The organism is Bacillus australimaris (assembly GCF_001307105.1).
GTDB lineage: Bacteria > Bacillota > Bacilli > Bacillales > Bacillaceae > Bacillus > Bacillus australimaris.
In genome coordinates this window covers 15,183-27,064 of record NZ_LGYN01000030.1, presented here as the reverse complement: position 1 = coordinate 27,064, position 11,882 = coordinate 15,183, and the positions used below count along the sequence as shown (strand labels likewise).

General features: G+C 41.0%; 9 protein-coding genes. 2 read left to right on the top strand and 7 right to left on the bottom strand.

What is annotated here, in order from left to right:
• Positions 1-34: 34 nt before the first annotated feature.
• The 7 genes from AKG37_RS17270 to AKG37_RS17240 form a co-directional block, all read right to left on the bottom strand.
• Positions 35-469 carry a hypothetical protein gene (locus AKG37_RS17270; protein ID WP_060699952.1) on the bottom strand — a complete coding sequence of 145 codons (435 nt, stop codon included), beginning with the start codon at positions 467-469 and terminating at the stop codon, positions 35-37.
• A 72-nt stretch (positions 470-541) separates the two neighbouring features.
• Positions 542-1,270, bottom strand: coding sequence for a trehalose operon repressor (treR, locus tag AKG37_RS17265; RefSeq protein ID WP_060699951.1), 729 nt, complete (start codon positions 1,268-1,270; stop codon positions 542-544).
• Positions 1,271-1,289: 19 nt separating this feature from the next.
• Positions 1,290-2,990, bottom strand: coding sequence for an alpha,alpha-phosphotrehalase (treC, locus tag AKG37_RS17260; protein ID WP_060699950.1), 1,701 nt, complete (start codon positions 2,988-2,990; stop codon positions 1,290-1,292).
• Between the two features lie 15 nt (positions 2,991-3,005).
• Positions 3,006-4,442: a PTS system trehalose-specific EIIBC component gene (gene treP, locus AKG37_RS17255; RefSeq protein ID WP_060699949.1), complete on the bottom strand. Its 1,437-nt coding sequence runs from the start codon at positions 4,440-4,442 to the stop codon at positions 3,006-3,008.
• Between the two features lie 165 nt (positions 4,443-4,607).
• Positions 4,608-4,994: a DnaJ family domain-containing protein gene (locus AKG37_RS17250; RefSeq protein ID WP_060699948.1), complete on the bottom strand. Its 387-nt coding sequence runs from the start codon at positions 4,992-4,994 to the stop codon at positions 4,608-4,610.
• 193 nt (positions 4,995-5,187) lie between these two features.
• The gene (locus AKG37_RS17245; RefSeq protein WP_060699947.1) at positions 5,188-6,912 is read right to left on the bottom strand and encodes a methyl-accepting chemotaxis protein; all 1,725 of its coding nucleotides are present in this window, start codon (positions 6,910-6,912) and stop codon (positions 5,188-5,190) included.
• Positions 6,913-6,942: 30 nt separating this feature from the next.
• Positions 6,943-8,601 carry a pyridoxal phosphate-dependent decarboxylase family protein gene (locus AKG37_RS17240; RefSeq protein WP_060699946.1) on the bottom strand — a complete coding sequence of 553 codons (1,659 nt, stop codon included), beginning with the start codon at positions 8,599-8,601 and terminating at the stop codon, positions 6,943-6,945.
• 576 nt (positions 8,602-9,177) lie between these two features.
• On the opposite strand from AKG37_RS17240, the gene ltaS reads away from it, so the two are divergent.
• The gene (gene ltaS / locus AKG37_RS17235; RefSeq protein ID WP_060699945.1) at positions 9,178-11,160 is read left to right on the top strand and encodes a lipoteichoic acid synthase; all 1,983 of its coding nucleotides are present in this window, start codon (positions 9,178-9,180) and stop codon (positions 11,158-11,160) included.
• Between the two features lie 91 nt (positions 11,161-11,251).
• Positions 11,252-11,839, top strand: a complete 588-nt coding sequence (locus AKG37_RS17230) for a YjgB family protein (RefSeq protein WP_060699944.1) — start codon at positions 11,252-11,254, stop codon at positions 11,837-11,839.
• The last annotated feature ends 43 nt before the right edge of the window (positions 11,840-11,882 follow it).

Below are 11,882 nucleotides of genomic sequence, written 5' to 3'. Positions count from 1 at the left end.
CAGAGCCTATGCTCTGTCCTTTTTCATTTCATCATCAATCTTGGGATAAATAGATCCAATTTCGCTCGTCAAATTCTTTCACATCATTTGATCCTATATGACGCAGCATTCTATTAAAGAACGTGATGTCATCTTCATCATCCACGGCATATAAATCCTCTTGAACATAATCTCTCGTAATGTAGTTCGTTAAGTTCGTATTATTTACAAATTCAGCAAAGTACGATTGGACAAGAGCTAAATCCTCTTCACTTAACTTTTCATCATTAATGATTGAAATATGAAATACGTTCAAAATCGCTTGTATATCTTCTTCATCCATATAACATAATGGGGCGAGTTTTCTATCTTCTTCTGTAAACGGTTTTCGAGTATCTTCAATGATGACATAACATAAAATTTGATGATCTTTCATCACGCTAAAAATTTCTAAATCCCGTAATTTTAGTGGTCGATTCAGTCTAATCATTTTTCCTCCTGCATAATGTGATCTTGTCGCTGTGTATATCCCCACTTCTTCAAAACTTGAAAAGGACAGAGCCTATGCTCTGTCCTTTTTTTCTCTTCTGGCAAAATCGACGAACCTGAAGCGGTCTAACCTGTGACGGCTTTCTGTGTATTGAAATAGACTCGTATCCTCCAAGAACACATAATTCTTAACCACTACGACATGGTCGAAACCATTCAAATCAAGATACTTGGCGTCCTCTTCTGTACATGGCTCTACCACAAATTCCTTTTGCGCATAGCTGATGGATACACCGAGCTCGCCTTCAATATACTCGTAGATCGATCCTTCGCATATGTCTTTAGACAATACATCTACATGCTTTTGCAAAAAAAAGTCTTTATCTAAAATCACTTCTTCTCCGCTAATATTGCGAGATCGAATGACTTTCCAGACGTCCGCCTGTTCATTTATTTTCAGCTGAGACTGAATATACTGATCTGGTTTGATTAAACCAAATTCATGAACCGTTGTAACCGTCTTTCGGCCAAGCGTTTTGGAAAGCTCTTTAAAGCTGACAAGACCTGATACAGGGAATTGCATTTTCTCGCGATTCAGCAATACAGAGCCTTTCCCGCGGATTTTTTGAATATAGCCATTTTGCACAAGAATATTTAATGCCTTTCTCACCGTCTCCCGGGACGTGTCGTACATGATGGAAAGCTCATGCTCTGATGGGAGGATGCCTTTATCCTGCCATTCACCTTGCTCAATTCGTCTTGCGAGCTGATCATAAATCACTCGAAACTTATTCTCTTTCATTTTCCCTCCGCCCCATTTTCTAGCGTTTGGTTAAATGATAAACGATTGACTCATATGGACGCAACGTAAATCCCTTGATATCTGCCGGCACATCCTCATAATTGGATAACAGGACTTCCCGCTCCATCTCATCTGCAGCCTGCACAAGCTCATCGGGAAGCGTAAAGTCCACCTCTCCTTCATAAAAGTGGTTAATTACAAGGAGCTTCTCATCCTTGTGTTCTCTAACATAAGCAAAAATCTTTGGATCTTCTGCTAAGAGTAAGGTGAAGCTGCCATATGTGATCACATCAAGTTCTTTACGCAGCCTGCAAAGGGCTTGATAATGATAGAAAATGGACGTTTGGTCTTTTAATGACGCTTCCACCGAAATATCGTTATTTGCCGGCTCAATCCAAGGAGTTCCTTTTGAGAAACCAGCATTCTTTTCAGAGGTCCACTGCATCGGCGTTCTCGCATTATCTCTTGACTTGACCTGTAAAATCGCCAATGCTTCTTCTTTTGTTTTCCCCTTTTCAAGCATGACTTCGTACATATTAAGTGATTCGATATCGCGGTAAGACGAAATGTCCTCAAAGCGAGGATTTTTCATACCAATTTCCTCACCTTGATAAATATACGGAGTCCCTTGCATGAGATGAATCGTGGTCGCCAGCATCTTCGCTGATTGCTGGTGATACATGTCATCATCACCATACCTTGAGACGATACGCGGCTGATCATGATTGCACCAAAACAGTGCATTCCAGCCGCCGCCCTCATGCATTTTCGTCTGCCAATCAGTCAAAATTGACTTTAATTCTTGAAAATTAAATGGTGTGATTGCCCATTTTTCACCATTTGGATAATCCACTTTTAAATGATGGAAGTTAAACGTCATATCCAGCTCCTGCCGATCAGGTCTTGTATATCGAATGCAGTCTGCAATATTCGTTGAAGACATTTCTCCAACTGTCATACTGTCGTATTTTGAAAAAACCTCTTGGTTCATTTCATGCAGAAATTCATGAATTCTCGGACCGTCCGTATAGTACATGCGACCGTCACACTGAACAGACTGGCCGGCATCATCTAAAAAGCGTTGATCCTTTGAGATATTGTTGATGACATCCAGCCGAAATCCGTCTATTCCTTTTTCAAACCAAAAGTGCATGATGTCATATACTTGCCTGCGCACCTCATCATGCTCCCAATTGAGATCCGCCTGAGTGACATCATATAAATGAAGATAATAATCACCTGTTACTTCGTCTAGCTCCCAGGCTGGACCGCCAAATTTCGACTGCCAATCATTTGGCGGAGAACCGTCGGCTTTTGGCTCCTTCCAAATATAATAATCTCGATAAGGGTTATCCTTTGACTCACGTGAGGATTGAAACCACTCATGAAAAATGGATGTATGGTTGACTGCTAGATCCATGATGACTCGTATTCCCCGCTCATGCGCTTCCTTCAGCATGTGCTCAAAATCAGCCATTGTACCGTACATGTCATGGATTTTAGTATAATCGCTAATATCATAGCCGTTGTCATGCTGTGGTGACTCATACATTGGCGTGAGCCAAATACAATCCGCCCCCAGTTTTTTAATATAATCAAGCTTTTTCGTCACACCATTGATATCGCCTGTACCAGAGCCCGTTGTATCTAAAAAACTCTTCGGATAAATTTGATAGACCACCGCTTTTTTCCACCACGGTTCATTTGTTTGTTGCTTCAACTTCCTTCACCACCACTAGTTAAGTTCTTGTGACAAATCCTTCTTCTTTTTTAGTTTTGCATATAAAAGGGTCCCAATGAACGGGACGATCAGCACAATCACCATTCCTATAGCAAATGCGCCCCAATATTTTGGGATAATCGAGAAGATTCCTGGAATGCCTCCAACACCAACAGAGCTTGCCAGCACCCCTTGAGAAGCGATAAACATACCGGCTAATCCTGAGCTGATCAGTGCAAAAATAAACGGGAATCGATAACGCAGATTGACCCCAAACATGGCAGGTTCAGTAATTCCTAAATAAGCAGAAATACTTGATGTCAGCGAAAGACCTTTTTGCTTTTCATCTTTTAGGACAAACATCATCGCTAGGGCAGCTGATCCTTGTGCAATGTTGGACAGTGCAAGCATTGGCCAGAGGAACGTGCCGTGCAGCTTTGAGTTAATCAATTGAATATCAACCGCGAGGAACGTATGGTGCATCCCTGTAATCACTAACGCTGCATACAGTCCGCCGTATAATAGACCGCCAAGTGCTGCGAATTGCTGGAATACGGCTACAAGTCCAGATGTTAAAACGTTACCGATCGCAAATGTAACAGGTCCAATGACGATAAATGATAAAAATCCAATGACTAATAACGTAATCGGTGCAACAACTAACAGCTGAATACTTTCAGGTGTCCGTTTTGTAATAAATAATTCGAGCTTTGCAAGTAAATAGGAGGCAACGAGTATTGGAAGAACCTGTCCTTGATAGCCTACCTTCTGCACTTCAAGTCCAAACAAGTTCCAAACAGGAATGTCTCCGGTCTTCTCAGCTGCTCCATAGCCCCACGCATTTAACAAGTCCGGATGCACGAGCATCAGACCAAGGACCATCCCTAAAAGCGGATTCCCTCCAAACCTCTTCACAGCTGACCAGCCGATTAATGCCGGCAGGAAGGTGAAGGCAGTGCCTGCAATTAAATTGATCATGTTCGCTAAATCAGCCCATTCCGGATACACATCGACAAACGATTTTTGATCGAAGAAAATATCAGGAGCTGTTAAAATATTGTTAATCCCCATTAATAAACCAGCTGTAACGATCGCTGGAAGAATCGGTATAAAAATATCCGCAAGCGTTTTCACAGCACGCTGCAGTGGATTCAATTTTTGATCAGAGGCACGCTTGACGTCCTCTTTTGTGGCTTCCCCAATTCCCGTCTGTTTCACCATTTCTGCATATACTCGGTTGACGACTCCTTGGCCGATGACAACTTGGTACTGACCGTTCGCTGAGAAAGATCCCTTCACTTCTTCAATTTGTTCAAGCGCTTTCTCATCAACCTTGCCTTCATCTTTTAGCACAAAGCGCAGCCTTGTGACACAATGTGTGGCTTGATCGATATTTTCTTTGCCGCCAATGGCTTTCACAATCTGATCTGCCGCTGCCTGATAATCAGCCATGCTATCCCCTCCGAGATCGTTTTTTATATAAGAAAAAAGAACCAACAAACTTGTATATACATGTTTACTTCATATTTTATATTTGTATATACATGTAGTCAACAATAAAATGTAGCGCTTTCATAAAAAAAGCTCCCTCAATGTGCTCAGAGAGGCAGCGTGTCATCATCTTTTTTTATGCTCCGTTAATTTTTCGTAGACCTTGTTTTTGTAAAAGGAGGAGGCTGGACGGGCAAACGTTTGGCGCTTAGATGTGAGTTCATCGAGACGTTTTTGTTTTTCTTCACATATGAGAGACAGTTTCTTTCGTTCCGCTCCATCGATACTCGATTGAAGTAACTCTTTGACAGTCATGAGTTCTTTTTTCAGTGCTGTTTCTTCCCCAGCATATCCTGCATTTTTCATGATGCGGTAGCCCATTCTAAGTTCTTCTGGTACATGAGCAGCGTCATCTTTTGGCAGAGGTTTCCCAAAGCCAGATAATCCTTCAAAAGCCCCGTTATCCATCGCTTTTTTGATCCGTTCTTCTGCTAATCTCTGCGCAAAATCCATGGCGTTTCTCCTTTCGCCGCAAGTATTTGATTAAGCATAGCAAAAAAGCTGACTCTCTCACAAGAGCCAGCTTCAGCGTCTAGACAAACCTTCGCATTCGGTGTCAGTCCTGCGCTTCCTAGACTTCAAAGATTTTCTATTACGCTGAAAAGAGAGAAAGGGCTAAAATAAAGATCATTTTAGCCCTTTCTCGTTATTTATTGTCGATTTTGAAGGTTGAGACCATATGTGCTAAGTCCTCTGACATGTCAGAGAGTTGTTCAATCGCACTTGAAATTTGCTGCATGCCAGCACTTTGCTGTTCTGTTGCTGCTGCCACTTCTTGAGAGCTGGCTGCGTGTTCTTCTGATACAACTGAAATTTGTTCAATCGATGTAGAAATCGTTTGATATGCACGTTCTACCTGCTTGATCGATTGAAGCAAATTGTTCGTTCTGCTTGCGAATTGAGACACGCCGTCGTAAATACCAGCGAAGTTTTGTGACGTGCCTTCCATTTGCTGACGTCCTTCTTCCACTGCTTTACTACTTTCCTCTACACTTTCAAGGACACGCTGGCTGTTTTCCTGTGTGCCGATGACAAGGTCTGAAACAGTTTTAGCCGCATCCGCTGATTGCTCAGCTAACTTGCGCACCTCATCTGCCACAACAGCAAATCCTTTTCCTTCTTCCCCAACACGTGCCGCCTCGATTGAAGCATTCAGTGCAAGCAAATTCGTTTGCGCTGAAATATCGGTAATAATGGAGATCACACTTTCAATCTCAGTTGAATGTGATTGTAATTCTTCTGCTGCCTGCTTTGAGTTCGTCATCTTGTCATGTAACATATTGAGATGTTCGAGTACATGCTGTACTAGTTGTTGACCAGATTCTGACTGCTCTTGCACGTCTGATGAAACAGATTGCATTTCATCAACTTCTTTTGTGACGCCTTCGATTTGAGTGTCGATCTCAGCAACGGAGGTCGTGCAATCCGTAATATTTGCCACAGAATCATTGATTCCTTCACTCATATTCGTCATGGCTTCTGACACTTGCTGCGCACTTTGACTCGATTCATTTGTCACGGTGCGAAGCTGTGAAGACATTTTTGACACTTCACTAGATGAGTGTGAGATCTTCGCAATAAGCTCTTTGATCCGCCCCTGCATCTTTTGGAAGGAGGCGGCTAGTTGGCCAATCTCGTCTTTACTTTGAACCTCTACCATTCCCGTTAAATCACCGTCAGCAATTCGGTTTGCTGATTCCATCAATGAACGTGCTGGTTTCGCAATTCTTCTTCCCATTATAAAGGAGAAAAGCAATCCACCGATGAGCACAATAGCAGAAGCAACAGAAATGTAGATTGTCAGTTTTTTCATTGTGGCTGGAACAACTGACGCATCTAAATCAATTCCTAAAATCCCTGTCAGCTCACCGCCTGAATCTTTGATTGGCAAAAAGACTGATTTATGTGTTCCATATGAATCATGGTAAATATCACTTTTGACCATTTTATCTTCAGAAAGAGCTTGTTTCATCTCATCTGAGAATGCATAATCCTGGTCAAAATCATTGTCTTCCCCAGTTAATACAATAATTCTTTCTTTACCACCTTTATTAGATAGCACATATAAGTTCTCAAGCGTATGATCTTCTTGAAGCTCTGTGAATTTCTTTTTGATCTTGACATAAACGGGATCATCCTTCCCGCTAATGCTGAGCACGTTTCCATCGATGTTATCGATTTCTTTTTTGGCAGTATCAATATCTGTTGTTAATCGATAATCAAATTGTTTTAATAGCTGGGACGATAAATCCTGGCTGACTAGATAAAATGTTAGAACGAATAATGCAACAGTTGCGAGTAATGTTACGGTAACGACTGACATGATTTTGGAGGATATCGTGTATCCTCCAAATTTCCTTTGTTTCGCCATTTTTCCTACATCTCCACTCTCAGATTTGATTTAAGCATGTACATGGTTAAATTGACTACAAACAGATGCAATGACATCTTTTAAATAAGATACGATATGAGGGATATGCTCTGGTAACGTATAAGGTGAGATGACAAAAAACTTACTAACACTGAGATAGAATTCTTGCCCTTCTTTCGAATGGACAAGTAAAAACTTCGTTGTATCTCCAAAGAACATCTCGTCTCTTTTCTCTCCAAGCTTTTCAAACAGCATTTTGTTCAATTCATTGTTCCGCTCGATTTCCATTGAAGTCGCTTCGCCAGAAATCTCTTCTTGAAAGCGAGGTGAACCGTCTAGATAAATTCTAAATAATGTAGCCATTCCTACATTGTCATCATTCACGACTTCAGCTTGTGGAATTTCTTGACTAAGTGCTTCTCTGAATGCTAGGTTCACCTCTAAAAATTGACCGAGCAAACGCTGATAGCCTTCAATCCCAAACGTTAACAGCACACTCAGCATGCTGATTGAGCTTCCCATTCTTGTGCATTCTAGTGTATAGCCCGTATGGTATTCCCCGTAGCCTCTATGCCCTACATATGGTGTCTCTTTTTCTTCCAGGTCTAAACGCTTTAAATCAGCAGCGTTTTTCACTAAGAATAAACTAGATGTGTAAGGTGTTTGACCAAGCTTTTGAAAATCAAAGCACATCGAATCTGCAAGAGAAAGATGCTGGAATTTCGCTTTGATCTCTTTTAGCATACGTAGAACACCGTCTGAGAATTTCAGCGGGTTTTCAGATACATCATACTCATTAAAGAAAGCAAAGAATCCGCCGAGCGCTGAATCCGCATGAATATGCGGCACCTTTAGACCATACTTCTCAGCTATAGCTTCTGCTGTTTCACGTACCCCTTTTACATCATCAATTGCAATGGCATCTGTTGTACCAGTTGTTGCCACAATATAAACGGGAATTCCGCCATCCTGTGCAACACGTTCCATTTGACAACGCAAATCTTCCATATCCATTGAATGATCTTTATTTGTCTTAATTCTGATCAAGTTGTCTGTTCCAAGTCCTGTTGCTTCCATTGACTTAAATAAGCTGTAATGTGCAGCATCAGAACAAAACGCATAAAGATTTTGTGGGACACCTTTTCGCAGTGACTCCGGTGCAACTTTTGCAATCGCTAAACGCAGCCCTGAGAAAATCGCTCCCTGACCTCCCCATGTTGTGTATCCCCCGCTCACACTTGGATCATATCCGATGAGCTTAGACATCATTGAGACCACTCTGACCTCAGCTTCTGCACCCGCTGGTCCATAAACATCCCAAAGGTTGTTTCCATTTACCAGCATCGCTGTCAGCATGCCTAGAATTCCTGGTGTACTTGCCATTGGCAAAATGTTCGTGAAGAAATACTTTGTGTGGTATGGATGGTTATGTAAAAGCTTCAGTAATTCTTCATTTACAAGTTCCGCTTGCTGGCCGTTCACCGGAATTTGACTTGTTTCAGTGAGCTTTTTGTAAAAATTCTCCTCGCGATTCTTTTCACCTTTTAGGTGTGCACGGTTTGGATCCTTCAGGTGATCGACCCCTGAAATAATCTGCTCCATTAATTTGACAAGTTCTTTACGCTCTTCTGCATTTCCGTCCTCACTCGGAAACCAGTTCTGAACGAGGTTCTCTGCTCGTACAGTCATATACTATCAATCCTTTCAATGGAAGATTTCCTGTCATTGTCTATATCGACCCCCATTCAAAAGTTTATAGTCTCGAATGTTCACTTAAGTATATTTAGATAATTTGTTCACAATTTGAAACAATTTAAACCCTTAAAAAACATAACAAAACGATTATGTTCACGAAACAAAAAATATATTAATATATCAACAAAGAGGAATTTTTATCCATTCAATACTTCCATATCAGTGCTCATTTTTCTCGCTTCACCTGCATAAACATGAATAAACACTGGAAATACTCTCTAAATGACCATTGATGAAATCAAACTGATTCTTTAGACTTGTGTCTTTTTACCCGTTTTATTGATATAACAACTGGAAAATTACAGAATTTTCTGTCAATATTAGGTCGATTTTCATAAAAAGTTTTTCGGTGTCCGGATATTTTCGTTTTCTCTCCTTTTATTGCTTGGACAGGCTGCTGACGCCCTTGACCGGTTATGACTTTTCTATTTACGTATTTCGTGGTATATTCTAATGGTTCGTTTTCTTTCGTTCCGCCTCTTCCGTGTATCGGAGAAAAGGAGTGTTTATATGAAAACATTTATTCAAAAAAGAGGTCTCGGCTTCTTTGTGATTGCAGCCATCTTACTGTGGCTCAAAACATATTCAGCGTATTTAATTGAATTTAAACTTGGTATATCAAATGTGCTTCAGCACATTTTGCTTTTCGTGAATCCTATTAGCTCCAGCTTGTTCTTTCTTGGCTTTGGTTTATTGTTCAAGAAAAAATGGCAGCCTGCCGCTATCATTGTGATTCACTTTTTCATGTCTTTTTTACTTTACGCAAACATCGTGTACTATCGATTCTTCAATGACTTTATCACGCTGCCTACAGTGATGCAGGCAGGAACGAATGGCGGACAATTAGGTGATAGTGCATTTTCACTCATGCGTTGGACTGATGTGTTTTACTTTATCGATACAATCATTTTGATCGTACTCGCAGTCCGCATGAAAAAGCAGCAGCAAACAAGTACAGCGACTGTACCTGTTCAAAAGTCAAAATCGTTTAGACTCGTCCTTGTGTCCTCTGTTGTAATCTTTGTGCTCAACTTAGTCGCTGCAGAGATTGATCGTCCAGAGCTTTTATCAAGATCGTTCGACCGCAATTATTTAGTCAAATATTTAGGTGCTTATAACTTTACTGTGTTTGATGCCATTCAAAATGTGAAATCAAACAGCCAGCGTGCTCTGGCAAATTCAAATGATGTAACAGATGTAGAGAATTATTTAAAGGCGAACAGCGCTGATCCAAACCCTGCTTATTACGGCAAAGCGAAAGGCATGAACGTCATTACAATTTCACTTGAATCTCTGCAAAACTTCGTCATTGATTATAAAGTGAATGGAAAAGAAGTAACGCCATTCCTTAATTCACTTGCTCATGACAACAAAACGTTTTACTTTGATAACTTCTTCCATCAAACAGGACAAGGAAAGACATCTGATGCTGAATTTATGATGGATACTGGGCTGTTCCCATTATCACAGGGCTCTGTTTTTATTAACAAAGCGCAAAACACATATCAAGCTCTTCCTGGTATTCTGAAGAAGGATCAATACATGTCGGCAGAATTCCACGGCAATACGAAAACCTTCTGGAACCGTAATGAAATGTTTAAGTCGTTTGGATATGACAGATTTTACGATTCTGAGTACTACGATATGAATGAGCAAGATACGAAGAACTACGGACTGAAAGACAAACCGTTCTTCAAAGAATCTATGCCGATTCTTGAAAGCATGAAGCAGCCGTTTTATTCGAAATTCATTACACTCTCCAACCATTTCCCATTTGGAATGGATGAAGGTGATACCGATTTCGAACCTGGTGACTTCGGAGACTCTGTCGTCGATAACTACTTCCAATCGGCTCATTATTTAGATGAAGCCATTGAACAGTTCTTCAACGACTTGAAAAAATCAGGTCTCTATGACAATACAGTCGTCATTATGTACGGAGATCATTACGGCATTTCTGAAAACCATAATGAAGCAATGGAAAAAGTGACAGGACAAAAAATTGGAGATTATGAAAATGCTCAGCTCATGCGTGTACCGCTCTTTATCCATGTACCTGGCGTAAAAGGCGGACAGATTCATAAATACTCTGGTGAAGTCGATGTCGCACCAACCCTTCTGCACCTGCTCGGCGATGATACACAGAACTATTTAATGTCTGGTTCTGATATCCTATCTAAGAACTTTAAAGAGCTTGTGCCATTTAGAAACGGTGACTTCGTATCTAAAGACTACACAAAAGTAGGCAATAACTATTACAGCAACAAAACAGGCGAGAAAATCGAGCCAACTGACAAGGCATCACAAGAAAATGAAACGGTGAAAAAGATGCTGGAGACTTCTGATAAGATTGTCACCGAAGATTTACTCCGTTTCTACAAGCCTAAAGGCTTTACACCGATTGACCGTAACGATTATGACTATACAAAGAAAGTACAGGATGAAAAAGATTCCTCTTCCGCCAAAGATGAATCCAGCTCTTCCTCGAAATAACTTTTTAAGAACCAGCCGATCCCTGATCGCTGGTTCTTTTCACGTTTGATCGTTATGACATCGGGTATAAAAGAAGAAGGAGGGATTTATCATGAAGAAAACAGCAGCTTTTGTCGTGACTGCCTCACTTGCGTCGTCCGCCCTATTCGGTTTCAGCCCTGCGGTCTCAGCACACGCCATACCCAAAACAGCAGCAGAACAATCCGTTCCTCAAGGTCCAAAATCCGCGCTTAACAGCATTTATGAGCTGGCACATAAAGGGCAGATGCCTTACTATGCAAAAGGGCTCAAAATAGGCGTTCAAACAAAAAAAGACGTTCATCATAAGCTCGGAAATCCATACCCAGAAACAGGTCAAAGCAGCTTTGATCTCTATCACGCTGAAATGGGGAATCCCGGATTTGCTTTTCATTATGATGCAAAAGGCAAAATTGACGAAATCCGTTATTTCGGAACGAATGTAGAAAAAGAAACGAATATTGGTGGAATGACCCCTGCACTACTAAAGAAACAGCTCGGATCAGCAGATTCAGTGAGCACCATCCAGCAAACAAAAGAGAAAAAATATGTGTATCAAACCGGTGATTATGAGCTCGAATTTATCGTTGGACATGATCCTGATATTAGCCAGCATGAACTCACCGTGCTGCATATCAACTTGATAAAAGCCGATTCTTAAATAAAAAAGCATCCTGAGCGTTTACTCAGGATGCTTTTCTTTA